General features: G+C 63.1%; 19 protein-coding genes. 9 read left to right on the top strand and 10 right to left on the bottom strand.

Annotated elements, in window-relative coordinates; genetic code table 11:
• Positions 1 to 126 precede the first annotated feature (126 nt).
• Positions 127 to 363 carry a hypothetical protein gene (locus JSV08_06790; GenBank protein ID UCF80221.1) on the top strand — a complete coding sequence of 79 codons (237 nt, stop codon included), beginning with the start codon at positions 127 to 129 and terminating at the stop codon, positions 361 to 363.
• An 828-nt stretch (positions 364 to 1,191) separates the two neighbouring features.
• Here the strand turns inward: JSV08_06790 and JSV08_06785 are convergent.
• The 4 genes from JSV08_06785 to yajC all read right to left on the bottom strand — a co-directional run bounded on the left by JSV08_06785 (position 1,192) and on the right by yajC (position 6,453).
• Positions 1,192 to 3,129, bottom strand: a complete 1,938-nt coding sequence (locus tag JSV08_06785; GenBank protein UCF80220.1) for a 1-deoxy-D-xylulose-5-phosphate synthase — start codon at positions 3,127 to 3,129, stop codon at positions 1,192 to 1,194.
• Positions 3,130 to 3,269: 140 nt separating this feature from the next.
• Positions 3,270 to 4,484, bottom strand: coding sequence for a protein translocase subunit SecF (secF, locus tag JSV08_06780; protein ID UCF80219.1), 1,215 nt, complete (start codon positions 4,482 to 4,484; stop codon positions 3,270 to 3,272).
• A complete protein-coding gene (secD, locus tag JSV08_06775; protein UCF80218.1) occupies positions 4,485 to 6,062 on the bottom strand; it encodes a protein translocase subunit SecD in 1,578 nt (525 codons plus the stop codon). It abuts the gene before it with no gap.
• A gap of 76 nt (positions 6,063 to 6,138) precedes the next feature.
• Entirely contained in the window at positions 6,139 to 6,453 is a 315-nt protein-coding gene (gene yajC / locus JSV08_06770; GenBank protein ID UCF80217.1) for a preprotein translocase subunit YajC, read from the bottom strand.
• Positions 6,454 to 6,768: 315 nt separating this feature from the next.
• Here yajC and JSV08_06765 point away from each other — a divergent pair, with 315 nt between their 5' ends.
• From JSV08_06765 to infB, 4 genes are all read left to right on the top strand, one after another.
• The gene (locus JSV08_06765) at positions 6,769 to 7,329 is read left to right on the top strand and encodes a hypothetical protein (protein UCF80216.1); all 561 of its coding nucleotides are present in this window, start codon (positions 6,769 to 6,771) and stop codon (positions 7,327 to 7,329) included.
• A 267-nt stretch (positions 7,330 to 7,596) separates the two neighbouring features.
• Positions 7,597 to 8,154, top strand: a complete 558-nt coding sequence (locus JSV08_06760) for a ribosome maturation factor RimP (protein ID UCF80215.1) — start codon at positions 7,597 to 7,599, stop codon at positions 8,152 to 8,154.
• On the top strand, positions 8,151 to 9,521 hold the full coding sequence (gene nusA, locus JSV08_06755; GenBank protein ID UCF80214.1) for a transcription termination/antitermination protein NusA: 1,371 nt from the start codon (positions 8,151 to 8,153) through the stop codon (positions 9,519 to 9,521). Before JSV08_06760 ends, nusA begins: the two co-directional genes overlap by 4 nt.
• Positions 9,521 to 11,830, top strand: a complete 2,310-nt coding sequence (gene infB / locus JSV08_06750; GenBank protein UCF80213.1) for a translation initiation factor IF-2 — start codon at positions 9,521 to 9,523, stop codon at positions 11,828 to 11,830. The genes nusA and infB overlap by 1 nt, the downstream gene beginning before the upstream one ends.
• 132 nt (positions 11,831 to 11,962) lie before the next feature.
• Here infB and JSV08_06745 read toward each other — a convergent pair whose 3' ends face one another.
• Positions 11,963 to 12,550: a hypothetical protein gene (locus JSV08_06745; protein UCF80212.1), complete on the bottom strand. Its 588-nt coding sequence runs from the start codon at positions 12,548 to 12,550 to the stop codon at positions 11,963 to 11,965.
• 124 nt (positions 12,551 to 12,674) lie between these two features.
• Between JSV08_06745 and rnr the strand changes: the two genes are divergently transcribed.
• Genes rnr through JSV08_06725 form a run of 4 tightly spaced genes read left to right on the top strand, consistent with a single transcriptional unit; the run spans position 12,675 to position 18,514 of the window.
• Positions 12,675 to 14,864, top strand: a complete 2,190-nt coding sequence (gene rnr, locus JSV08_06740) for a ribonuclease R (protein UCF80211.1) — start codon at positions 12,675 to 12,677, stop codon at positions 14,862 to 14,864.
• A complete protein-coding gene (locus JSV08_06735; protein ID UCF80210.1) occupies positions 14,839 to 17,133 on the top strand; it encodes a DUF2723 domain-containing protein in 2,295 nt (764 codons plus the stop codon). Before rnr ends, JSV08_06735 begins: the two co-directional genes overlap by 26 nt.
• Complete coding sequence (gene rnc, locus JSV08_06730) at positions 17,130 to 17,876, top strand: ribonuclease III (protein UCF80209.1); 747 nt, start codon at positions 17,130 to 17,132, stop codon at positions 17,874 to 17,876. Before JSV08_06735 ends, rnc begins: the two co-directional genes overlap by 4 nt.
• Positions 17,852 to 18,514 (top strand): hypothetical protein, encoded by a 663-nt coding sequence (locus JSV08_06725; protein ID UCF80208.1) that lies wholly within the window; start codon positions 17,852 to 17,854, stop codon positions 18,512 to 18,514. Before rnc ends, JSV08_06725 begins: the two co-directional genes overlap by 25 nt.
• Positions 18,515 to 18,568: 54 nt before the next feature.
• Here the strand turns inward: JSV08_06725 and tgt are convergent, their stop codons facing one another.
• The 5 genes from tgt to JSV08_06700 form a co-directional block, all read right to left on the bottom strand.
• Complete coding sequence (gene tgt / locus JSV08_06720; GenBank protein ID UCF80207.1) at positions 18,569 to 19,738, bottom strand: tRNA guanosine(34) transglycosylase Tgt; 1,170 nt, start codon at positions 19,736 to 19,738, stop codon at positions 18,569 to 18,571.
• Positions 19,739 to 19,936: 198 nt separating this feature from the next.
• Complete coding sequence (locus JSV08_06715; GenBank protein UCF80206.1) at positions 19,937 to 21,325, bottom strand: hypothetical protein; 1,389 nt, start codon at positions 21,323 to 21,325, stop codon at positions 19,937 to 19,939.
• A gap of 34 nt (positions 21,326 to 21,359) precedes the next feature.
• A complete protein-coding gene (locus tag JSV08_06710) occupies positions 21,360 to 22,148 on the bottom strand; it encodes a hypothetical protein (protein UCF80205.1) in 789 nt (262 codons plus the stop codon).
• Between the two features lie 77 nt (positions 22,149 to 22,225).
• On the bottom strand, positions 22,226 to 23,017 hold the full coding sequence (locus JSV08_06705; protein UCF80204.1) for a hypothetical protein: 792 nt from the start codon (positions 23,015 to 23,017) through the stop codon (positions 22,226 to 22,228).
• 647 nt (positions 23,018 to 23,664) lie between these two features.
• The coding region (locus tag JSV08_06700; protein ID UCF80203.1) for a hypothetical protein at positions 23,665 to 24,648 on the bottom strand (984 nt) is incomplete at its 5' end.

Raw genomic sequence — 24,648 nt, 5'->3', positions numbered from 1 at the left:
CGATGAACCTCATTGAGGAAATTCCATAAAAGGGCTATAATGTTGGAGGAAATGTCCGCCGACGAGAGTACGAAAGGAAAAAGAAAAGGAGAAGATACGGGGAGAACCCCGCTGGAGAAGGCCCTTGTGACCTATGAGTGTCCCCACCCTTCTCACGGCGGGAAATCCGTGCAGCTTTCCGGGGACACCCAGCGCCTTCGCTGGAGATGCGGCGAAAGACACCGCTACCGTTTGAAGAAGGGAGCCGAGAAATTCCTGTTGGAGGATTGCAAAACGGGCGAGCTTTTCAGGGCGGAGAAGTTCGAGCGCGCGAAGCTCCAGGACTACAAGGAGCAGGAATTCGACCCTTCGGACCTCGAGTAGCGCGGCGGGCTCAGGGGCCGGAGGCCGGCCATCAGGGATTAGGGGATAGGGTTTAAGGATTAGAAAAAATTCCTTCCGCTAACCCCTAACGACTAATCCCTAACCCCTTTCTAAAAAAGCGGCACATGCGGCAAAAGCGGCAAATCCGGCAAATTAGGCAAAAACGGCAACTCCGGCAAAATCGTTGACAAAACGCGGAAACGGACTACATGTGAAGAAGGAGTAAGGAGTATGGTCAGGAAGGACGTAGGACGATAGAACGTATGTCGTATAGCGTATGGAGTATAGAGTATGTCGTATGCAAGAATTTGGTCATTCGGTCATTTGGTCATATGGTCATAGAGGCCGTTATGGGAAAGAAGAACCTTTTAAAAAAGGGCGATTCTACGAAACGAAGCCGCTAGGTGGCGTCAACAAAGGGTTTTTAAATTGGCCATAGGAACAAACCCAGACGATAGTCTGGGCAAGGTTTACCCCGCCCAGGGAGCGGGGCCGCTAAGTCGCGTGGATAAAGGATTTTTTTGAGGCTCGAACAAAGCCGCTATGTGCCTATGAATAAAGGGTTTTTTGAAATGCCAGGAACGAAGCCACTAAGTCGCGTAAACAAAGGCTTTTTTAATTTTGCGCTAGGAACGAACCCAGACGATAGTCTGGGCAAGCTTTACCCCGCTCAGAGGGCGGGGCTGCCAATGTCGGGATAAATCGGCAGGCTTGCCAAGGCGAAGTTCGAAACGAATGTTCGCGTCATCGAATGGCCGCCCGGCTTCGCCCACGGGCTTCGCCGCGGCAGTCTTCGTTCTCACTTCGTTTCGAACGAAGACTGGCGGCCTATAGCAGCGCGGTCTTGGAAACCACGGGTGCGCGGCGGGGGCGGATCTGGAGCGCGGCGGCCGAGTCGCGCACCGCCCGCGCCACCGCTTCGGGCGCGAGGCCGGCGAGCCCGAGGGTCTCGTCGCGCGTGCCGTGCTCGATGAACCGGTCGGGCAGGCCGAAGGTCTCCACGTGCACCCCGTCCCGCCTGGGGTGGTCGTTGAGATGCTGAAGGACGGCCTCGCCGAAGCCGCCCTTTAGGGCGTTCTCCTCGAGGGTGACGACGAGGCGGCAGCGGTCGGCGGCGCGGTTGAGGAATTTCTCGTCGAGCGGCTTCACGAAGCGCGCGTTCGCGACCCCCGCGGAGAAGCCCTCCTCCGCCAGCTTCTCGCGCACCTTGAGCGCCGTCTCCACCATGGTGCCGACGGCGAGGAGCACGATGTCCTCGCCCTCGTGGAGCCCTTCCCACGAGCCGACGGGGATGCGCCGCCGCGGGCGCGCGTAGTCCGGGGCCCTCGTGGAGCCGCGCGGGAAGCGTAGCGCGAACGGCCCCTCCGTCCAGCGGACGGCGGTCTCCAGCAGGTCGTGAAGCTCGTCGCCGTCGCGGGGGACGGCGATCGTCATCCCCGGGACGAGCCGCAGGTAGGAGAGGTCCAGCGCGCCGTGGTGCGTGGGGCCGTCGGCCCCGACGAGGCCGGCGCGGTCGAGGCAGAAGACCACGGGAAGCTCCTGGAGGGCGATGTCGTGGATGACCTGGTCGTAGGCGCGCTGCAGGAACGTCGAGTAGATGGCCACCACGGGGCGCATGCCCTCGCGCGCAAGCCCTCCCGCGAAGGTCACGGCGTAGGCCTCGGCGATGCCCACGTCGAAAAATTTGTCGGGATGCTCGGCGTCGAAGAAATCGAGGCCCGTGCCCTCGCGCATGGCGGCCGTGACGGCGACGATGTCGGGGTGTTCCCTTGCGTACGCGGCGAGCGACCTTCCGAAGACCTCGCTCCACGACGCCTTCGCCGGGTCCTCGGGCTTCGCGGGAGCGTCCTTGGGCGGTATGGGGGAGATGCCGTGGAATTCGACCGGCTTCGCCTCGGCCTCCTTGTCGCCCTTGCCCTTGACCGTGAGCACGTGGAGCAGCACGGGGCCCTTCGCGTCCCTGATGTTCTGGAGCGTCCTGGCGAGAAGCGCCACGTCGTGGCCGTCGATCGGGCCGTAGTACTTGAACCCGAGCGCCTCGAAGAGGCCGCCCGGTACGATCAGGGTCTTGAAGTGCTCGTCGAGGCGGCGCGCGAGGTGCTCCACGCTTCCGCCCACGGCGGGAATCTTCTTGACGAGCGCGAGGATCTCCTCCTTGGTCTTCGTGTACGTCGGGCTCGTCGTAAGCAGCGTCAGGTAGCGGTTGATGGCGCCCACGTTGGGCGAGATGGACATCTTGTTGTCGTTGAGGACCACCGTGATGTTCCGGCCCGAGATGCCCGCGTTGTTGAGCCCCTCGTAGGCGAGGCCCCCCGTGAGCGCCCCGTCGCCCACCACGGCGATCACCCGGTAGCTTTCTCTCTGCAGGTCCCGCGCCGCCGCGATGCCCATCGCCGCGGCGATGGCCGTGCTCGCGTGGCCGGCGCCGAAGACGTCGTACTCGCTCTCCTTCGCACTGCAGAACCCCGAAAGCCCGCCGAGCCTGCGGATCGTGTGGAGGCGGTCGCGGCGGCCCGTGAGAATCTTGTGCGGATAGCTCTGGTGCCCCACGTCCCAGACGAGGCGGTCGCGGGGCGTGTTGTAGACGTAGTGGAGCGCCGTGGTGAGCTCCACGACGCCCAGGTTGGTGGCGAAGTGCCCGCCCACCGAGCGGATGGTCCGGATGAGATAATCCCGAATCTCGCCGCAAAGGAGCGGGAGCTCCTCGATGGAGAGTCCCTTCAGGTCCTCGGGGGAATCGATTCGGGCAAGGAGTTTGTATTCCATGGCTCCGCACCTAAATTTTTATGATAACAGACCCGGGGCGCCTCGCAAAACGCGGGGGGAGGGAGGCGGGAGCGGAGATTCCGGCCGGCGCCGGGGGGATTTCCGTGGACGTGGATGAAAGGCCGCCTCGAGGCACCGCACTAACGGCTCTTCTTGGGGCGTTTTTTCCAGTGCAGGAGAACGGGAAGGACGATGAAGAGCGAGGAGTAGGTGCCCACGACGACGCCCACGAGCAGGGTGGAGGAGAAGGCGTGGACGGCCTCTCCGGCGAAAAAGAACAGGCCGCCTACGACGATAATCGTGCTGAGCGACGTGAGGAAGGTGCGCACGAGCATCTGCGTGACGCTCCAATTGAGGAGGTCGTAGAAATTGTCCCGGCGGCGGAGGGCGATGTTCTCGCGCACGCGGTCGAGGATGATGATGGAGTCGTTCAGCGAGTAGCCGATGAGCGTGAGGACGGCCGCGACGACGGTCAGGTCGAAGGAGGTGCCCAGCAACGAGAGTACCCCGAGGACGACGACCGTGTCGTGGGCCGCGGCGAGGATGGCGGCGACGCCGAACCGCAACTCGAAGCGGAACCACATGTAGCAGAGAATGGCCGCAAGCGACCAGACGGCGGCCAAAATGGCTTTCCCCCGAAGGTCCTCGCCGACCTTCGCGCCCACGCGGTCCACGCGGCGGACGGTGAAGGGGCCGAGGAAGGTTTTTCCCTCGAGCACGGCGAACTCGTCGTCGTCCGCCGTCTCGCGCAGTTCCTCGTAGTCCTGGATGAGCCCGCCGTGCTGCTTGCGGTAGTGGACGATGCGGCGCCCCAGGCCCTCGTAGTATCCGCGTTTTTCATGCTCGGGGTCGCCTCCCGTCCAGAGCGCGGCGAGAGCCTGCCAGTTTGCGAGGTTGAGATCGAGCCTCCCCTCCGCGCGCTTCGCTCTCTCTTCCTCCGAGTGCAGCGCGTCGGTGATGAGCGAAACCACGTCCACGGTCCGCCGCGCGTCGCCCTCCGGCTCTTCCGTATCGCCCTCCGGACGGTCCTCGGCTCCGGGCCCGGTTCCCTGTTCCTGCTCCACCTCGATGAGCGGCGTGCGGATGAGGATCTCGTTCAGCGCGGGGTCGCCGTAACGCTGGATGGCGCTGTCGGCGAGCTCGACATCCTGCAGACGATCGCGCACTTCGGCCACGGAAGGTGCCGCGGCGAACTTGAGCTGCAGCTCGGTCCCCCCCGCAAAATCCACGCCGTAGTTCAGCCCCTTTCCCCAAAGCGAGTACACGGACAAAAGAATCAGGACAAGCGAGAGGCTCAGGGCCACCGCGCGGAATTTCAGGAAATCAATCGGCCGGGTGGGCGAAAAGATTTTCATCTAAATGCTCAGTGTCTCGACGCGCCGCGTGCGGGGGCCCATGCGCATCTCGAAGAGGGTGCGTGAGACGAAGATGGCCGTAAAGAGGTTCGCCGCGAGGCCGATAATCATGGTGACGGCGAAGCCCTTGATGGGGCCGGTGCCGAACTGAAAGAGGAAAAGGCACGCGAGGATGGTCGTGAGGTTGGAATCGAGGATGGCCGTAAACGCCCGCTCGAAGCCGGCCGAAACCGCGGCGCGCGGCGTCTTGCCGGTGCCGCGTTCCTCCTTGATGCGCTCGAAGATGATGATGTTGGCGTCCACGGCCATGCCGATCGTAAGCACGATTCCGGCCACGCCCGGAAGCGTAAGCGTCGCCCCGACGAGCGCGAGCGCCCCGAAGATGATAAGCAGGTTGAGCAGAAGGCAGATGGTCGCGTTCGCGCCCGCAAGGCGGTAATAGAAGATGAGGAGGACAAAGATGGCCAAGAGCGCCGCGCCGCCCGTGCGAACGCCGCGGCGGATGGAGTCGGCCCCCAAGGAAGGCCCCACGCTGCGCTCTTCGAGGTCCAAGAGCGTGGCGGGCAGGGCGCCCGCGCGAAGCTGAATGGCGAGGTCCTGCGCATCTTCCTGCGAAAAGTTCCCCTCGATGACGTTCGAACCACTCAGACGCTCGCGGATGACGGGCGCCGAGATAACCTTCCCGTCAAGGATGATGGCCAGGCGCTCACCGATGTTCGCCTGGCTGAAGGGGCGGATTCGGTCGGCCGCGTCGGGGTTGAGCGTGAAGCTCACGGAGGGAAGCCCCAGCTCGTCCCTCGCGGGGCGGGCGTTCATGAGGTCGCGTCCCGTGAGAATGGTCGAAACGTCCACGGGGAAGTAGCTGACGACGCCGTCTTTGGGGCTAGGCTGCTCCTCGAGAATCTCGATGCCCTCGGGCACGACGGCACCGTCCCACTGGCGCTGTACGGCGACGCGCGACTCGGCCTCCTCGCCCCGCATCAGCTTCCATTCAAGGTAGGCCGTGCGCTTCACAAGGGCCTTGGCGCGTTCCGGGTCATCCACGCCCGGAAGCTGCACGACGATGCGCCTGCCGCCCAGCCCCTCGCGCCGGATGGTCGGCTCGGTGACGCCGTATTCGTCCACGCGATTGCGAATCGTGATCAGGGCCTGCTCTACGGAAGAATTCTCGATGCCCACGCGCACGTCGGAATTGAGCTGGAAGCGGTAGCCCGTCTCCGTCGCCGTGCGCTGCCAGTCATTGCTGAACTGAGTTTTGCGAAGTTTCTTATCGATCTCCTCCAGTTCGTCCGGAGAGACGCCCTCGACCGTGAGCACGTCGATTTCGCCCTCGGGACGCTCAATGGTTTCGTACTCCCAGCGGTTGTCGCGGAAAAGGTCACGGAGTCGGACGAGGGACTGGTCGACCTCGGCGGTGACGGCGTCCTCCGCCCGCACCTCGAATCGCAGGTGCGTGCCGCCGCGCAGGTCGAGGCCCAGGCGGATGCTCTCGTCGGGAGGCGTCACGAAGACGGCCGCTACGACGATCACCAGCACGATGAGGACGACGCGCCAGCGAATCTCTCGATGAATCGTCATATGCGATGCTTCGACGGTTGGATGCGCTGCATCATGATGAAAGGGCGGGGCGAAGACTCATGTGGCCGAAGCGGTGCTATTGGCTTTCGTCGAGTCCAGTTACGGCGCTTTTGGCCACGTCAACCTTGACTTGGTCGGCGATGCGAAGCTGCACGCGGTTCTCGGTCACGGCGACCACGGTGCCGTAGATGCCGCCCGAGGTGGCGACGCGGTCGCCGGGCTTGAGGTTCTTGACGAGCTCGTCGAGCGCCTTCTGCCGCTTGCGCGCCGGGCGGATGAGAAGGAAGTAAAAGATGACGAAAATGAACACAAAAGGCACGAGCATGGACAGGGGGCTGCCCTGAGAGGGCGCCGCTTGCGCAAAAAGCAGGGACGTGAAAGCGCTTTCCATAGAAGCGATAGGGTGCCCGATTTTCGCCATGATGTCAAGCGCGGCTCCTATTCGCATCCCAACATAGAAACAGGTATTAATCCGCCTGCCCTACGGCCCCGGAAGGAGGCGGGCAAAACGTAAGGCCTCATGAAACAAAGATTTTTCGACAACCCGAGAACCCAAGGGCTCTGGCAAACTCTACTCGCTTAAGGCGAGCCTCGACGTGTCGGTGCAAGCCCCGACACTTGGGCGTCGCGGGCGGGCTTTCGTCCTATGTCTTTTCAACTTGCTTTTTTGGCCAAATGATGTATTATTAAATAGGAGAAACGTGCGATGAAGCGCTGGATGAAATGGTGCGGCATTCTGGGGATTGCGGCGGTTGCCATGGGCGTCGCCGCCCACGCGGGCAGCGCCGAGCTCTACGTTTATTTCCAAAACGGCCGGATCCTTCGCGTTACCAATACGTACACCGATGGGCCGTGGATATTTTTGGTCCTCGATGCCCAGAATCAATTCGCGGTGCCCGAGGAGTCGGTGAAGCGCATCGAGCGCGTGCCTATGATCGAGGGCGAGCCGGTGGCGGCGACGGGAGCCAACGTGGGGGTGCAGGCGGCGCCAAGCGTGGGGGGGAAGTCGCCGCATTCGCCTCCCGCGAGGGATGCTTACCGCGCTTCGCCGGGTGCTCCCGGAAGCGCCGCCCAGTCCGCAGCTACGACCCGCCAACAAAACAACAGCCAGATAGACCCCGAACGCCAAAAGAAGCTTGAGCGCCTGCGTGAGGAAAGGCGCAAAAACGCTCCCAACCAAGGACGGCGACGCGGACAACGCGGCGGCAGCCGCGCCGGAAGCAGGCCTAATCCCAACATGGAACCTTCCTCCAAGACCCTCCCCTAATATCAGTTCCCCAACCAACCGCTGAAGCTCGTCCATAATCCCGACATAGAAACGTGAAGGAGCAGTTTTTTATCTTTGGAGCTTGGTTTTCCTTTTCGGCGGAGGGCTTTTCCCCACCAGAATCGCGACCTCGCACCTTATCAAGGTTTTTTCGCTCTTCGTGCCGACCCCTAGGCCAGGCCCTTTGACTTTCGCGCAGTGATTCGGATACACTAGAGCGTGCCTTACGGGTAAGTGGGCGAAGCCCACTTTTTTATTGGTGTTTTCATGGACGAACAAGCTAGGGCGATGACGGAAGAACTCGCGCGCCGGGCCTGCACGCTGAACGGCGTCGAGTTTTACCACATTGAGTGTCCCGATTCAAGATCGAGACGTGGCGGAGTCCTGCGCGTCTTCATCGACCGCCCCGAGGGAGGTGTCACCCATGAAGACTGCATTCGCGTGAGTCGCCAGTTGAGCGCGCTCCTGGACGTGGAAGACCCTTTTGCAGGCTCCTACACGCTCGAGGTGTCCTCGCCCGGCATGGAGCGCGGCCTCTACACGCCGAAGCACTTCGAGGCGAACGCCGGAAACCCCGTGCGCCTTCGCACCTATGCCCCCGTCGAGGGACGGCGCCGCTTCGACGCCCGCCTCCTTCGCACGGAGAACGGGCACGTGGTCTTGGACGTCGAAGGGTGCGAAGTCGCCATCTCTCTCTCAAACATCGCCAAGGCGCATCTCCGGGCGGCCCCCTTCCCTCCGCCCCTCGGACGGGCCGGCCGGAAGGCCCGGTCGGGGAACCAGCGAGCCCGCCGATCGAAATCCTCACGGAGGAAAAAACGATGAACGTTTTGGACGCCATCCAGGAAATCGGCCGCGCGAAGGAAATTGATCCCGAGAGCGTCATCCAGGCGACGGAAGAGGCCTTCGTGGCCGCCGCTCGCAAGTTCTACCGAAGCACCGAATCGTTCATAGCCCGTGTGAACCGAGAGAACAACACCATTGAGGTGTTCCTACAAAAAACGGCCGTGGAAGAGGTGCAAGACCCCGACTTGGAAATCTCGGTCGAGGAGGCGCGCCGAACGAAGCCCGACGCCCAGCCTGGGGAAACCATCCTTATCCCCCGCTCGACCAGGGAGTTCGGCCGCATCGCGGTCCAGACGGCCAAGCAGGTCATCTACCAGCGCGTGCGCGAGGCCGAGCGCACGAGTGTCTACGAGCGCTACGCGGGCAAAATCGGGGACCTTCTGAGCGGCGTCGCCCGGCGCCTCGACCGCGGCAACGCCATCGTGACGGTGGGCCGGACCGAGGCCATCCTTCCGCGGCGTTTTCAGGTGCGCGGCAAGACCTACGCTCCCGGCGACCGAGTCCGCGCCGTCATCGTCGAGGTCGAAACCCAGGCCCGGGGGCCGCAGATTGTCCTCTCGCGCATCGACCCGCGCCTAGTGCAGCGGCTTTTGGAGATCGAGGTGCCAGAGATTCAGGAAGGCATCGTGCGCATCCGCGGTCTCGCGCGGGACCCGGGCGACCGCACCAAGGTTGCCGTCGAGTCGACCGTCCCGAAAGTGGACCCAGTCGGCGCATGCGTCGGCATGAAGGGCTACCGCGTGCAGAACATCATCCACGAGCTCGGTGGCGAGAAGGTGGACGTCATCCTCTATTCGAGCGACCTCGCTACCTACGTCCGCAACGCCCTCGCGCCGGCAAAGATCAGCAAGATGTCGCTTCTCAGCCGCACCGAAAAGCGCGTCGAAGTCGTGGTCGCAGACGACCAGCTCTCGCTCGCCATCGGGCGGGGCGGCCAGAACGTGCGCCTCGCGGCCCAGCTCATCGGCTGGCACATCGAAATTAAGAGTGCCGAAACGAAGCGCAAAGAAGTGTCCGAGCAGATGACAACCGCAACGGAAGTGCAGGAGGACAATCTCAGGGAATTGGACGGCGTCGGCAAAACGCTCGAGAAGGAGCTCAAAAAAGCGGGCTTTGAAACCATCGCCTCCATCGCCGCCGCCTCGCCCGAGCAGCTTACCGCGGTACCGGGTGTTGGAAAGAAAACGGCCGAGCGTCTTCGGCAGAGCGTTTCGGAAAAGCTCGCCGCTTTAGCCACGCCCGACTCTCCGGAGGCGGAGCAAACCGAGAGCGCTCCGCAGCCCGAAGCGCCGAAGGAAGAGGCCCCTCAAAAAGCAGCAGCCAGCGACACGCCGGCTGAGAATTGATGCTTGGCAAAATACGCATTTACGACCTAGCACGCGAACTCGGGCTGCCCGCGAAAGCGGCCCTTGAAGAACTGCGCGCCCTGGGCGTTCAGGCCAAGTCCCACTCCAACACGATTGACCAGACGGACGCCGATCTGCTTCGCCGAAAAGTTGCCTCCGCCGCCCCTGCGAAACCGAAAAAAGGGAAACCCAAGACTCAAAAAGCCAAGCCCTCGCCGGTCAAGCCCGCCAAGGTCGTCAGGGCGGCCAAGCCGAAAACGCCCCCCGCAAAGCCTCGGGCAAAACCAAAAAAAGTTTCCGCGGCAAAACCGCCGGAGCTACTGCCGGAGCCGGCGCCCGCCGAATCTCCGAAGCCCCGCGAAGTCCCGGAGGCCGCAGAGGCGGAAAAGCCCAAGGGCGTCGTGATTCCCATGCCGAAGCCAAAAGCCAAGGCTCCCCGGAAGAAAACCGAAGAAACCGAGGAAGCCGTTCAAGAGGAAGTTGTTCAAGAGGAAGCCGTTCAAGAAAAAGAGCCGGCCGCGGAGCTAAAGCCCGTTTACTTATCCGAGGGGGCCACGGTGAAAGAGATCGCCGAGCGCATGGAGGTCAAGACCAAGGACGTGCTCGCGTCGCTGATGCGGCGCGGCGTGCTCGCCCACATTAACCGGACCCTCGACACCAAGACCGCCGCGGCCGTCGCTAAAGAATTCGGTTTCCTCGCGCAGACGCTTTCCTACGAAGAAATGACGGCACGTGCGCACACCGAGGCCGCGGAAAGCGCTCCGTCCGAACCGCTTCCCTTGCGCGCGCCCATCGTCACGGTGATGGGGCACGTGGACCACGGAAAAACAAAGCTCCTCGACGCCATCCGGCAGACGAACGTCGTCTCGGAAGAAGCAGGCGGCATCACCCAGCACATCGGTGCCTACCGGGTGACGACGCGCAACCGCAAAGACGGGAGCGAGCGCACCGTCGTCTTTCTCGACACGCCGGGCCACGAGGCGTTCACACGGATGCGGGCCCGCGGTGCGTCCGTGACGGACGTCGTGGTGCTGGTCGTTGCGGCCGACGACGGCGTCAAGCCCCAAACCCTCGAGGCCTTAAGCCATGCCCGCTCCGCGAACGTCCCCATCGTCGTCGCCGTCAACAAAATTGACAAGGCCAACGCCGACCCGCAGCGCGTGCGCTCCCAGCTTGCCGAGCACGGTCTTTCGCCCGAGGAGTGGGGCGGCGATACCGTGATGGTCAACGTGTCCGCGCTCAAAAAAGAGGGCATCGACGAGCTCTTGGAAATGCTTGTGCTCGTGGCCGACCTGAAAGAGCTCCGCGCCAATTCCGAGTTAGCCGCAAGCGGGACGGTGCTTGAAGCCCACGTCGAGCGCGGGCATGGACAGGTGGCGAATATCCTCGTTCAACAGGGAACGCTGCACAAGGGGGACGCCTTCATCGCGGGTACCGCCCACGGTCGCGTGCGTGCGCTTCTGGATGACCGGGGCGGCTTCATCAAGGAGGCCGGCCCCTCGACACCCGTGGAAGTCCTCGGCCTGAACGGCCTGCCCGAAGCGGGCGACCGCTTCCAGGTCGTCGAGGACGAGAAGGAGGCGCGCCGCGTGGCGACGCTTCGTGTCGAGCGCGCACGGGCCGAAAAACTGGGCACGATGGAGCGCCTTACGCTCGATTCGCTTTCCCGGCAGATCGAGAAAGGTGAAATTCAAGAACTGCCGCTCGTCCTCAAGTGCGACGTGAAGGGTTCTTTCGAAGTCCTTTCCGACCGCCTGCAGAAACTGAGCACCGAGAAAGTCAGAGTCAACATCGTGCATGGGGGGCTGGGCGCCATCACGGAAGGGGATATTCTCCTTGCCGAGGCGACGAACGCCGTCGTGCTTGGATTCCATGTCCGCCCCGAGTCCAAGGCTTCGGACACGGCGCAGCGCCAAAGCGTCGAGGTGCGCACCTTCGACGTCATCTACGAGCTCACGGAGGCCGTCGAGGACGCCATGCTGGGTCTCCTCAAGCCCACGCGGCGTGAAGTGGCTTTGGGACACGCCGAGGTTCGCCAAACCTTCAAAATTTCCAAGGCGGGCACCATTGCGGGCTGCTTCGTGGCGTCGGGAATCATTCCCCGCAGCGCCGACGTAAAGCTCTTCCGCCAGAACGTCCTCATCTACGAGGGACAGATTTCCTCCTTGAAGCGCTTCAAGGACGACGCCAAGGAGGTCAAGGCGGGCCTGGAGTGCGGAATCGGAGTCGCCAACTTCAACGACATCAAGGTGGGCGACATCATCGAGGCTTTCCGCGAGGAAATCGTTCAGCCCACGAAGCTGAGCTGAAATTTTCTCGCTTTATCCATTCCGCAGCTGAGTGATGCAGGGACGATTAAGGGGGCCGGGAGTCAGCAAAAGGAAAAGGCCGTCTACGAGTGTCTTATCCTCGATCCCTGACGACTCGCGGATGGCCTGCCTCTACGAAACCAAGACGATGCCGCCCGTCCAGGTCCCGGAGAGGTCAACGCAATCTGGTAGAGCTGGATCGCACACCTTAGCTGTCCCCGGAACAAAGGAGAGGCCCGAAGAGCCCGCCGCCACGGGGGTGAATTGAAGCGTCATAAACACGTTCGGCTGGTCTGGAAGGGCGACGCCTCCCACATTCCCGGTTCGGCTCATGCTTACGATGAGCAAATCGGGATTGGTTTCGTCCGGGGTCGGAAACTGAATGCAGGCGCCGCTGCAACTCACGTCGTCAAGAATCGTTGTCTTTGAAGCGCCTGCAAATACAAAAACCGATTCGTCGTAACTTAGATGAAAGGCAATACCGTAGACATCGGACAGCGGCCCATAGACGACCACGTCCAGTACAAGAAGACTCGGCGTCGAGGCGGCGTCTCTTACCAACTCAACGTTTCCCGCCGCCGGAAGACCGCTTCCGGGACTCCAGGAAATTACAAGGCCTCCCCCCGTGCCTCCGCTGCCTCCCCCTCCACCGCAGGAAAGCGCGAGCACGGCGCAGAATGCAAGAGCCGCAATCCATAGAAACCGCTTCTTTCCGCTCATGACTTGCCGCCGCCTCCCTTATAGCACAAACCCGCCGTCGTAGTAAAGATGCGATTTAAATCGGGTAGACTCGTCACCATGGGATTTTGCATTTTCCCGCGCATTAGGCTATAACGTCGGGCAGATGAGTCTCGTTTCCAAGCTCATCAAGGAATACCTCAAGGAAGCTCGCGCATCGTCGCCGGAGGCAGTGGCGGACAAGATGGGCCTTACGGAGCGCGAGAGACGCCAGTTCCTTCGGGCCTGCGCGAAGGTGCAGAAACAAAAAAAGGCGCCCGAGCGGGGACGCGCGCCCCGCAAGGTCGCGGGCAAGCGAAATACGCTCGAAGGGCGGATGGACATCAACCGCCGGGGCTTCGGGTTCATGATTCCGGCCGACTCGTCCGACTCGCTTGCACGAGCAAGTTCGGCCGAGGACGTCTTCATCCCGCCGCGCCGCCTGCGGGGCGCCATGCACGGCGACCGCGTGCGCATCGCCGTCTACCGCCGCAAGAGCACGGGCAAGCGCTGGGGCGAGGTCCTCGAAATCCTCGAGCGTGCGGTGGAGCGGGTGGTGGGAAGAATTCGCCGCACCCCCGCCTCCTCCGGTCGAACGACCGGCCTGCACCTAGTTGCCTACGACGCCAAGATTCCCCCGCTGCGCGTCGAAGGCACGCCAAAGGGCGCGAAGCCTGGGAGCGTCGCCGTCGGGCGCATCGTGCGCTACCCCGACCTCGACCGTCCGGAGGGGCGCGACATGACATGCCGCATCGAGGAGATTCTTGGCCAGGAGGACGCGGCGGGAATGGACTTGAAGGTCACCATCCGCAAGTACAATCTGCCCGACGAATTCCCCGAGGATGTTCAAGCCGAGATTAAGAAAATCCCGCGCAATCCCCGCAAGAAGGACCTCGAAGGGCGCGAGGACTTTCGCCCCCTGCGCATCGTCACCATCGACGGCCCCGACGCGCGCGATTTCGACGACGCCGTCTCAATCGGGCGCACGAAGAAGGGAAACTTCCTCCTGGGCGTCCACATTGCCGACGTCGCGCACTACGTGGCCGAAGGCTCCGCCCCGGACCGCGAGGCGCGCCGCCGAGGAACGAGCGTCTACTTCCCGGAGGCCGTCCTGCCGATGTTTCCGGAAAAAATTTCAAACGACGTGTGCAGCCTGCGGCCCGGAGTGCCGCGCCTGACGCAGTCGCTCCTTATGGAGATTACGAAGAAGGGCGAGCTCGTCTCGTGCCGCTTCGCGGACGGCGTCATCGAAAGCCGCGCGCGCATGGTTTACGAGGACGTGGCCGGAATTCTCTCGGGCGACAGGCGCCTGCGAGCACGGTACCGGGAGCACGCCGCGGACTTCGAACAAATGCAGGAACTTCAGCAAATCCTCTACGAGCGCCGCCGCGCGCGCGGGAGCCTGGATTTCGACCTTCCCGAAGCGCGCGTTTCCCTCACCGCGGAGGGCGAAATCGCGGGCATCTTCCCGCAGGAGCGCACCGTGGCGCACCGCATCATCGAGGAATTCATGCTCGCCGCCAACGAAGCCGTGGCCGAGCACCTTCTGCAGCGGCGCGCGCCTTCTCTTTACCGCGTCCACGAGGAGCCCGAACCCAAGAAGATGGACAATCTGCGGGAATTCCTGCGCGCCATGGGCGTGGCGCTTCCAACGCGCGCGGACGGTGTTCGGCCGGGCGATTTGCAGAAAATCCTGGCGCGCTTTGAAGGCAAGCCGGAGGAGCGCGTGGTGCACCATGTGATCCTGCGCTCCATGATGCTCGCGCGCTACAGCGAGAAAAACCTGGGCCACTTCGGCCTCGCGGCTCCGCGCTACACGCACTTCACCTCGCCCATCCGCCGCTATCCCGATTTGGTTGTGCACCGGGCGCTTCGGCTTGCCCGCCGCAGCAGGCTTGCCAGCGACACGTCGGACAGGTCGGGACCTGCGCGGCGGCGCAAGAAGGCGCTCCTCGCCCCGGAGCTCGCGGCCATCGCCGAGTCGTCCTCGCTCGCGGAGCGCCGCGCCGAGAACGCCGAGCGGGAACTCATCGAATGGAAAAAAGTGCGCTTCATGCACGACAAAATCGGCAAAAAATTTCTGGCGCTCGTAAGCGGAGTAACGAGGCACGGTCTCTACGTTGAACTCAAGGACTACCTGATCGAAGGGCTTGTGCCGAAGGAAGTGCTTCCGCACGACCTCTACACGCTCGACGAGGTTCGCCGCACCCTCCGGGGCCGCCGGACGGGCCGCGCATGGCGGCTCTGCGACGCCGTCGAGGTCATGGCGACGTCGGTGGACGAAGAACATCGTGAAATCCACTTTCGGCTGGCTTAAAACGGATACGGCGTCGGCGGCTGCCGTCTTTGCCCTTCTCCTGGGGCTCTACACGGTGACGCTCGCCCCCTCGGTCGAGGTCCGCGACGCGGCGGAGCTTGCGACTGCGTCCTACACGCTGGGCGTCGCGCACCCACCGGGTAGCCCGCTCTACTGCCTCGTGGGCAAAGTTTTTTCCGTGCTTCTTCCCATTGGAAGTGCTGCCTTCCGTTACAACCTCTTCTCCGCGCTCTGCGGAGCGCTCGCGGCGGTGGGCCTGTTCCTGCTGGCCTGGCGCCTGGGCGCATCGGCGCTCGCCGCTTCCATGGGGGCGCTTCTTCTTGGCGTCAGCCTGGCCTTCTGGTCCTCGTCGGCGGGAGCCGGAGTCCATACGCTGAACACGCTGCTGCTTCTTGCGGCGCTTTGGGCTTTCTGGCGCTTGGAGCACGAGCCGACCCCAAAGCGCTTCGCTTGTTTCGGCCTTGCGTGGGGGCTGCTTCTTTCGAACCATATCGGGTTCTCGCTCCTCGTGCCGCTTCTGTGGCTGCCCGTCGGGTGGAGGCTATGGAAGAACGACTCACCCAGCCGCGGCTGGCAAGGATGGAAAGAAGTGCTGCGGGCGCTCGGCGTAACAGCCGCCTTCCTCGCACTGGGACTGAGCCTCTATGCTTACCTGCCCTTGCGGTCGGCCGCAGACCCCGGGCTCGACTGGGGCAATCCCGAAACTCTAAGGAATTGGTTTGAGCACGTGACGACGAAGCAATCCCGTGAAAGGTGGTTCGCGCTCGCGGCGGGCGAGTACGCCGACCGGGGCTGGGAATACCTGCGCCTTCTGCGGCGTCAGGTGACGGAGGCGGGACTCGCGCTTGCGGTGCTCGGAATCGTCGGCCTTCGGACGGCGGCGCCGCTCTTAACTTCCGCGCTCGGACTGGTGTTTCTCTGGGACGGCTTCTCCGCGACGTTTCTCGACACCGCACCGCTCGCCTCCGAGCCCTGCGGCATTCCTTCCACGTTGGTCCTAGCGATCGGGGCGGCATGCTTTCCGCTTGGACTTCGCCGCCTCGCCCCACGCCTCGCGCCCTACCTCGGGCCCTGGCAGGCGCTCACGCTGGCCCTTCCTCTGGCGCTTGCGGTCTGGAATCTTCCGCACGCGGACCGATCCGAAAATTTCGTCGTCTACGACAACGCTTACGAAATGCTCCACGCCGTCGAGCCCGAAGGCGTGCTCCTTGCCTGGAACGATAACCACGTCTTCCCACTTGCTTACATGAAACTCGTCGAGCAGCGCCGCCCCGACGTTCAAGTCGTGGATCGAAACGGCCATGTGTTCGAGCCGCTGTACGAGGCGCCGCTTCACCGGACGCCTTCGGCCAAACGGCCGGCGCGCATCAAGCGCGCCGAGGAAGCGCTCTTTAACCGTGTGCTGGTCGAGGGCCGCCCCCTCTACGCCACGGCGCAGCAGAGCGAATACGACCTTGACGCGCGGTTTCAGCTCACACCCCAGGGTCCGCTGGCGCGCATCGCGCGCCAAGACGAGCCCCTTCCCGGCGGAACGTTCTTCCGCATGGTGCTTCGGGGCAAAGAAAGCGTTCGCTCGGACTGGACGCTGGGGACCGTTCTCTCCCTGCGCGCCCTCAACTGGGGTGAGCACCTGTGGGCGATCGGGCGCACAAAAGAAGCCGAGGAGCAATTCGAGCGCGCCGGGCGGACGAAATCGGCCTACCCCGGGCTCCATTTCATCCTGGGACAAAGCTACCTGAAAAAGGGTCGCCTCGAGGAAGCCGAGCGGGCCTTTGAGACGGCAGCCGAGCTGAAGCCGCGCATGGGGATGGCATGGGCGCAGCTTGGAGCCGTCCGGACGCAGCGTCAGAAATTCGAAGCGGCCCTCGAGGCCCTCGACCAGGCGAAGCTCCACGCTCCCGAGGCAAGCGTGGTCTACGAATACGAGGGCAATCTCTACCGCGATATGAAGTTTATTCCGGAAGCCCTGGAGGCCTACCGCGAGGCCCTGGCGCTCGCCCCGGGCGATTTCCGCCTGCGGTTTCTTTACGCAGACATGCTCGCGCAGGTCGGCGCCCCGCGGGAAGCAATCCAAACCCTGGAGCAGGCGCGCGGCTTCCCTGCAGCCCCCACCGAAACGATGGTGCGGCTGGCGCAGCTTTACGAAGCCGTCGGCAGCCCTCACGATGCCATCGCCATGTGGCAACGCGTCGAGGAACGCCAGGAAATGGCGACCATGGAGCGCGCCCGCTTCGAGCAGGAGCGTTTGCGAGCGCTTCTTCCGCCATGAGAAAAAAGCGTTCTTCCAAGCCACCCGAGGCGCGCCTTTCGCGCACTACGCTTCGGCGTCTGGAGCAGCGCCTGCGTCACCGATTCCACCGCCCGCAGCTTGCCCACGAGGCGCTCTGCCACTCCTCCTACGTGAATGAGCATCCCGAAATGAAGCTCTCGTCCTACGAGCGCCTCGAGCTCCTGGGCGACGCCGTGCTCGATTTCCTCATCACGGAGGCCGCGTTCCGGGAGCATCCGGACTGGCACGAGGGAGAGCTTTCCAAGCTCAGGAGCACGCTTGCGGGAGAAGCAAGCCTCGCCGAGGCGGCCGCGCAGCTTCGCCTTGGCGAGTTCATCCGCGTGGGCGGCTCCGAGTCTCGAGGCCTGCAGGCCTCGATTCTCGCGGACGTGTTCGAAGCGCTCGTCGCCGCGCTCTATCTTGACTCGGGGCTGCGCGTGGCACGGGCACTCGTGCTTCGATGCTTCCAAAAGGCGATCCGCAAAGCCACGCGCAAGCACCTGGATCGCTCCAACTTCAAATCGCGCCTTCAGGAGGTGCTTCAAAGCGCGGGCTACAGCCACCCCGCCTACCGTCTGGAGCGCCAGAAGGGCCCGGCGCACAGCCGGCGATTCTTCGTTTCCGTGACGCTAGGCGGCAAGCGTTACGAGGGCGAAGGGAACTCGAAGCAGTCCGCCGAGCAGGCCGCGGCGTGCTCCGCGCTTCGCCACTTACGGCAATGGATTCACCGCTTGCACGCCTAGCGATTATCGTCGGCGCCATGGTGCTTCTCGTGGGAGGCGCCTGGCTTTACTTCGAGACGCGGGAGCCCGTGCCGTGCCCCGTCGTGGAAGAGGCCTACGTGGTTTCGAGCACGATGTTTTCCGAGACCGCAAGCGACACATGGAAAAACATCCCGTACGGCGAAAACGCCGTGCTCGCGGCCGTCGTGCGCCTCCGCGACCCCCGCACCGGCGAAGCGTTCTACGTCTCGCCCGTCGAGCGTGTGACGCTCCAAGGCGAGCGCATCTCCCGCGAAAAAATGCGCCGCTGGCCCCGGGGCTGCGGCCGCCTGGTTTTTCTGTGGTTCACGGTGGAGCCTCAACGCCCAGGGCGGCCCGGCCCCGACGCCGGCACCGAGGCGGCGAGTCCGTACAAGAACCGGCTCTGCGGCAGCTGGGGCTTTCGCCCGACGCACTACGCCGACGTGCGCCCGCGCGCGCTCCTGCGCCAAGACCCCGACCGCCCCAACGTGGGCGCCATGTTCTACCGCGTGCGCGCCGAGGTGCGCAACCCGAAAACGCACCGCCTCCTCCAGTCCGCGGCAAGCCCGGGCGCCGAGTACCTCAACGCGGGCGGCGACCCTTCCCGCGTGCACCGCGTCGCCATCGGCGAAGAATAGGGGTCAGCCGCCAGAAGCCAGCCCGCCTGGTTCCCGGCTACTCGAAACCGGCCCCTAATCACTGTCCCCTGATTCCTGATCTTCGGCATCTGCTTCCTGGTCCCTGACGACTGCTTCTTTCCACGCGGCGAAATTCTTCCGCTCGATGGCCTCGCGCGAGGCGCGCATCAGGTCGGCGTAGAACGCAAGGTTGTGGATCGTGTTGAGGCGCATCGAGGAAATTTCCTTCTGTTTCCACAGGGTGCGCAGGTAGGCCAGCGAGAAATTGCGGCACGTAAAGCACGCGCATTCCGCGTCGGGCGGATCGTCGCGCGCGGCCAACTCGCGGCGCTTGAGCGAGATTTTTCCCCGCCGCGTATAGAGGGTTCCGTTCCGGGCGTTGCGCGTCGGGATGACGCAGTCGAAAAGGTCCACGCCGCGGGCCACGCACTCCACGATGTCCCGGGGCGTCCCCACGCCCATGAGGTAGCGCGGCTTCTCCTCGGGAAGGGCGGCGCATGCAAGCGAGGTCGTCTCCAGCATCCGCTCCTTGCTCTCGCCCACGCTGAGCCCTCCGAGGGCGTAGCCCGAGAAATCAAGCGCCGCAAGGGCGCGGGCGTTCGCCTCGCGCAGTTCGGCCAGGGTGCCTCCCTGGACGACGCCGAAGAGCACGCCCTTGGGCTCGGGAAGCGCCTCGTAGGCCGCACGCGAGCGCTCGGCCCAGCGGAGCGTCCGCCGCGCGGCCTCTTCCACCAGGCGCCGGTCTTCGCTGTGCGGCGGGCAGTGGTCGAGGCACATCCACACGTCCGAGCCGAGCGCATGCTGGATGGACAAAACGCCCTCGGGCGTGAGGCGCTTCCTCGCGCCGTCGATATGGGACGCGAACGTGACGCCGTCGTCGTCCACGGCGACGCGCCCGGCTTGCCCCGACGCCGGGGCGTCGCGGGCGAGGCTCAGCACCTGGAAGCCGCCGCTGTCCGTCAGAATCGGGCGCTTCCAGCGGAAGAACCGGCGCAGCCCTCCGCGCGCGCGGATGCAGTCCTCGCCCGGCCGCACGTGAAGGTGGTAGGTGTTCATGAGAACCATCTCGTAGCCGAGCGCCTCGACGTCGTGCGGCGCAAGGGCCATCACCGTCCCGTGGGTGGCGACGGGCATGAAGGCCGGCGTCTCCACCGTCAAGCCGTCGGGAAAGGCAAGTCGCCCCCGCCGGGCCGCGTCCTCAGTGGCCGAAACGGCGAACCGCATAGCGAAAGGATAGCACACGCAGACGGTGCGGGATGTTCAGAAAGTGCAGAAACTTGTCCCGTCGCCTGCCCTGGCGAGCAGGCCAGGGGTGCGGCCCGCACTTCCCGCGCCTGCCGCGCATTAACGCTCTGCACGGATTAAAGCGGAAGCCCCCGAAACCGGGGGCCTCCGCGATATTTTCGTCGTCTACTCGTTCGGTTAGCGAGACCTGCGTCCGCTACTCTTGGTCACCTGCACGCTCGTCGTCTTTATGACGTTCGTGGTCCCGTCAGCGTTCACCTCCTCGAGCGAGTAGTCCGCGTCAATTGGTCTCCCTCGAGCAAGCCTCCCTAACTTGCTCAGGTCGGGCTCGTCGGTAAGCGAGTACTCAGCCGGCCCACCTGCGGCGCCAACGAAGCCCACCAAGACCTTATCTCCGACCGGCCGGCCGCTCAGGCTCAGCTGGCGCCAGACGTTGTATCCGCTGAGGTCCTGCTCAGCGGCGGATTTCCAGTTGAGCGTCACCTTGCCGGTGCGCGGGTCAAAGTCGGCGTCGAAGGAGACTACCGTCGCCGGTATCGGAAGACCGAACGCGTCGCCCGGCTGGCCCGTGGGGCCCCAGGAGCCCTCGAAAAACAGCGAAACGCCGAACGGGTTGGCCAGGTCGCTAACGAGCATCGGCACAGCGATGTAGTTCAGAGGTGCATCCGCGTTTTGGGTGATGTCGTTGAAGTAGAACTCCCCGCCGACGACGCCCATCTTGTCGCCGTCCATCCCCGTGCCGTCCCAGCGCACCGTGGGGCCGCTTCCGCTCAAGTTGCCGAGGTCCGCGAGCGCGAAGTCCGGGGGTACGCATGAGGCAAAGGCGGTGGTGGAGCGGTAGAGCTGCACGCCGATCACGGGGTTGCCGGTGACCGGTCCGGGCACCAACACGTTGGGGGTCGGGAAGAAACCACCTCCGGGAGTCGGGCCCGGCAAGATGCCGCTCGGGATCACCACGTGCGGGTAGTAAGCCCCTCCTCCAAGTGGAGCTTTCCCCGAGTTCGGTCCAACCGGCTGGCCCACGGGAACTATGGTAGCAGGGTTAAACCCTCCACCGAGATCCGCCGTCGCGGCAGCCGCATCCGTCGTCTGGAAGCTGTTGTAGACGATGTTCAGGAACTGTTGGACACAAGGGGTCCCGTTCACAGCAGCGTGGGGGTAGCAGGCCCCCGGGGCCCATGCACCCGGCGCGTTCGTGAGGTACGTAGACGCAATAACGTACTCCGTGCCCGCACCCGCGGGGTCGGGATTAATGGGAGAGTCGACCAGGTTTCCCGAAGTAGTTCCTAGGAGGAAAACTCCCGGAGCGCGGCAGCCAAGGCCTCCATCGGCTAATCCACCTGCAACCGGATATGGCGTTCCGGTAAAGCAGCTCTCAAGGGCGCCACCGGTAACCGGGGCGCCAGGGTAGTACATGATGTCCGTATGGTTGCCACCGTGGTCGGTAGCGTTCTGGCCCGTAACGGGGTCATAGACGCCGAACTGCAAGACAGCGGCCTCCGCCTGCGGCGCAAGCACGGCCGCAACCGCTATGACGGCCAGGGTTGTGAAAAGCAATTTTCGCATGTTGTTTTTTACCTCCGTGTCCTATAGGACTGTTTTAGTAGTAAGGTGACTGCGGGCGGCTAACGTCCGCCACGATTTCGAGCCAGTACCCTTCACCCGGCGTGAGGGCGTACGGGCTTCCCGAAAAGGTGTAGAACGGCGGAAAGGGGATCGAAGCGATGCACCGAAAGGTGTCCCCCGGCACCGCGTTATCGTACTTCGTGATGCACAGCTGGTTCGTGCTGTCCCACCAGTCGATAAGCAGCTCGTCGGAGGGGTCACCTTCAGGGTCGGTACCCAGATTGCCGTACTTCGAGTTCGGCGTCACGGAAATCATGAAGGCGTTCTTGGCAGCGGGGTTCGCGCTGACCGTGTACGCCTGGGGCCCTGCCTGGAGAAAGGTCGGGTCGTGGGAGCCCACCATGACGCGTCCCGCAAGGTCGGACACGATTTCGAGTTTGTACCCCTCGCCCGCCGTGAAGGCGTACGGGCTTCCCGAAAAGGTGTAGAACGGCGGAAAGGGGATCGAAGCGATGCACCGAAAGGTGTCCCCCGGCACCGCGTTATCGTACTTCGTGATGCACAGCTGGTTCGTGCTGTCCCACCAGTCGAGAAGCAGCTCGTCGGAGGGGTCACCTTCAGGGTCGGTACCTAGAGTGCCGTACGGGTTGTGGTGCGGGAACGCCACAATGAAAGCGTTCTGGGCAGCGGGGTTCGCGTTCACAGTGAAGCCGCGGGTCATCTTGAAGCCCATGTTCGAGCCGATGACGCTTCCCACCATCGCGACCACCAGAACGCCCACCACCGCCACCAGAACGTGGTAGCGTGTCTGTCGTTTTATCATCTGTACTCCTCCTTTCTTAGGAGTTCGTTTATTGCGCCGCAGTCCCCGAGCACCGGGGCTTCGGCGGTTTTCAGCCATCATCCTATCATCTCCACCCGGTAGAAGCACGTGCCGGGGCGCGCGTCGAGGTCGCGGTAGCGCAGGCCCTCGACCTCGATGAATTCGAGGTAGGAGGCCGTCTCGAAATCGGGCCCGAAGCTCCGGGTGACCCTGTAGCGGGCATCCCGAGGCCCGGTCCATTCCAGAACAGTTGCATCGCGCTCAAAACGCACCGTAACACCCACTTTTTCCAGCAAAGCCGCTTCGCCTTCCGACCGGGCGGCCGTCCTTGCCTCCCCGGAAACTTCCCGAAGAGCAGGCGCCCGCCCCGCCGGGGGCTCGGCGTTTTCCATTCCCGCGTTAAGCGGAACGCCCTCCGAGGGAAGCACCGCCACCTGCTGGGGCACAAGCGCCGCCTCGGGGGTACGTTTATTTAGAGAGATAGGATTCCACAAAAAAAACAGAATTGCAAGCGAAAAAACAGCAAAAATAGCCGCGACCCTTAAAGCGAAAAACGTGGGGCGCAGGACGTAGGACGCAGGACGCACGGCAGGCAGGGAACCCTCCCTCGCATAGCGCTCCGGCGGGGCAAGGTCGTCCACCGCGGCCATGATGTCGCGGTGGAGTTTTTCCCGAAACCAGGGGCTGATCTCGAGACGCGCCGCCCGGGCGAGGGCGTCTTGAAGGGCCTCGTCCCGCGCGGCCTCGGCGGCACAGGCGGCGCACGATGAAAGATGCTCTTCCAGGCCGCAACGGGCCTCGCCGCTCAACTCCCCTCGCTCGGGGAGCAGCCGCCTAACCGTCTCGCAATCAAAAAAGGTGTTACTCATTGGTTTTTCTTCCTTCTACTACTAATACCCCTTGGGAGAGGAAAACGTGCAATTTTTCAGAAAGATTCAAGCGCTGTGTCATTTTCGCAACTCCAGGTTTTTCTAAGGCTCGTTCCCAGGGCCGTCAAAAAACCGTTTATTCATACATACTTAGCGGCCCTGCCATTACGGCAGGGTAAACTTTACCCAGACTTTAGTCTGGGTTCGTTCGAGCATTAAAAAAACCCCTTATCCGCGCGACTTAGTGGCCCCGCCCCCTGGGCGGGGTAAACCTTGCCCCGACTTTCGTCGGGGTTTGTTCCCAGGGTCAATTTAAAAACCCTTTATTTACACCACTTAGTGGCTTTGTTTCGTAGAATCGACGTTTTTTCAGAAACACTTGCTCTTCGCGTTCTATCGTTCTACGTCATTCGAAATGACCATATGACCAAATTGGACGATGTAATTCCTTATATCTGGTCATTTGGAGATTCGGAAATTTGGTCATCACTTCATACGTTATGCCTCCCCGGCGATTCGTCAAGGATTTTGCCTAATTTGCCGTTTTTGCCGGATTTGCCGTTTTTGCCGCTTTTGCCGCTTTTGCCGCTTTATTGAGAAAGGAGAAAGGAGTAAGAAATAAGGAGTAAAGAGCCAACCGCCAACGGCTAACTGCCACTCGCCTCCGCGGAGCCGAGCTCCTCGCGCGTGTTCAACAACATAGCGTCGCCCGGATTGTAGAAAAGGCCTTGATCCAGAGTTTCCGAAGCCTCGTCGGTTCTCCCCATGCGATGAAGCAGGTAGGCCCGAAAGGAGAACGCGTTCGGGAAATAGGGATTGCTCTCTTCGGCGAGCTTGACGTAAGCGAGGGCTTCCTCCGGCTGCTTCTCGCGCTCCCTGAGCTCGGCCAGCCCCATCGCCGCGTCGTAGTACGCACCACTCCACGGGCATTCCAGCGCGCGGAGAAAGTGCTCTTCCGCCTTGGCGGCGTCCTGGTCCTGCAAGGCAAACTTGCCCGCCATGAGCAACGCGAACGGCAGGTCGGGCGCCTTGGCGAGCGCTTCGTCGATGAGGGCCTTGCACAGCGAGGGTTGCTGCTGCACACGGACATCCAGCGTCTTTAAAACGTGCCGCGTGGCCAGCACGCGCGCATCACGGTAGGCCTCGGCGTCTTCCCGCCATGCCCGCACCTTTTCCACCATCTCCGTGTCGCCTTCCTCCTCGAAAGCGTCCAGAAATCCTTCCATCATGGGTGCCCGCCGCTTCTTCCAGTAGTCCAGGATTTCGTCGCCTTCCCCCTTCAGGCGCGGTTCGTCCGAATGCACGTAGCGAATCATGGTGCGCACCGCTTCCTCCTCCGGCAGGCCCGGCGCCATTTTCCGAAGATCCGCCAACCGCCCTTTCGCAAAACGCCGAATCAGCTCCGGCACAAGATCCCCCGCCTTCACGCTGAAGAAGTCGTACGGCATCCGGTGCTCCAGCCACACGTTGTCGTCCGTGTTGAGCGTCGTGACGTCCGCTATGTAGTCCTTCATCTGCTCCGCTCCCGCAAGATAGAAATGAAAGAGCTCAAAAGGATCTCGCATCTTGAGCCCATAAAACGCCTCGTACACTTCCTCCTCGTGAAACCGCGCTTTCAGTGTCTCCCACGG

This window comes from Acidobacteriota bacterium (assembly GCA_020349885.1).
Taxonomy (GTDB): domain Bacteria; phylum Acidobacteriota.
The sequence above is the reverse complement of the archived record's forward strand: the minus strand, read 5'-3'. Positions and strand labels throughout refer to the sequence as shown.

What these genes read in the sequence shown, in the direction of transcription:
- JSV08_06725 (UCF80208.1), top strand. Translation starts at nt 17,852, where the DNA reads ATGGATTCACCGCTTGCACGCCTAGCGATTATCGTCGGCGCCATGGTG.
- nusA (UCF80214.1), top strand. Translation starts at nt 8,151, where the DNA reads ATGAACGTTTTGGACGCCATCCAGGAAATCGGCCGCGCGAAGGAAATT.
- JSV08_06705 (UCF80204.1), bottom strand. Translation starts at nt 23,017, where the DNA reads ATGAGTAACACCTTTTTTGATTGCGAGACGGTTAGGCGGCTGCTCCCC.
- tgt (UCF80207.1), bottom strand. Translation starts at nt 19,738, where the DNA reads ATGCGGTTCGCCGTTTCGGCCACTGAGGACGCGGCCCGGCGGGGGCGA.
- JSV08_06715 (UCF80206.1), bottom strand. Translation starts at nt 21,325, where the DNA reads ATGCGAAAATTGCTTTTCACAACCCTGGCCGTCATAGCGGTTGCGGCC.
- JSV08_06785 (UCF80220.1), bottom strand. Translation starts at nt 3,129, where the DNA reads ATGGAATACAAACTCCTTGCCCGAATCGATTCCCCCGAGGACCTGAAG.
- secD (UCF80218.1), bottom strand. Translation starts at nt 6,062, where the DNA reads ATGACGATTCATCGAGAGATTCGCTGGCGCGTCGTCCTCATCGTGCTG.
- secF (UCF80219.1), bottom strand. Translation starts at nt 4,484, where the DNA reads ATGAAAATCTTTTCGCCCACCCGGCCGATTGATTTCCTGAAATTCCGC.
- infB (UCF80213.1), top strand. Translation starts at nt 9,521, where the DNA reads ATGCTTGGCAAAATACGCATTTACGACCTAGCACGCGAACTCGGGCTG.
- JSV08_06710 (UCF80205.1), bottom strand. Translation starts at nt 22,148, where the DNA reads ATGATAAAACGACAGACACGCTACCACGTTCTGGTGGCGGTGGTGGGC.
- JSV08_06765 (UCF80216.1), top strand. Translation starts at nt 6,769, where the DNA reads ATGAAGCGCTGGATGAAATGGTGCGGCATTCTGGGGATTGCGGCGGTT.
- yajC (UCF80217.1), bottom strand. Translation starts at nt 6,453, where the DNA reads ATGGAAAGCGCTTTCACGTCCCTGCTTTTTGCGCAAGCGGCGCCCTCT.
- JSV08_06760 (UCF80215.1), top strand. Translation starts at nt 7,597, where the DNA reads ATGGACGAACAAGCTAGGGCGATGACGGAAGAACTCGCGCGCCGGGCC.
- JSV08_06745 (UCF80212.1), bottom strand. Translation starts at nt 12,550, where the DNA reads ATGAGCGGAAAGAAGCGGTTTCTATGGATTGCGGCTCTTGCATTCTGC.
- rnc (UCF80209.1), top strand. Translation starts at nt 17,130, where the DNA reads ATGAGAAAAAAGCGTTCTTCCAAGCCACCCGAGGCGCGCCTTTCGCGC.
- rnr (UCF80211.1), top strand. Translation starts at nt 12,675, where the DNA reads ATGAGTCTCGTTTCCAAGCTCATCAAGGAATACCTCAAGGAAGCTCGC.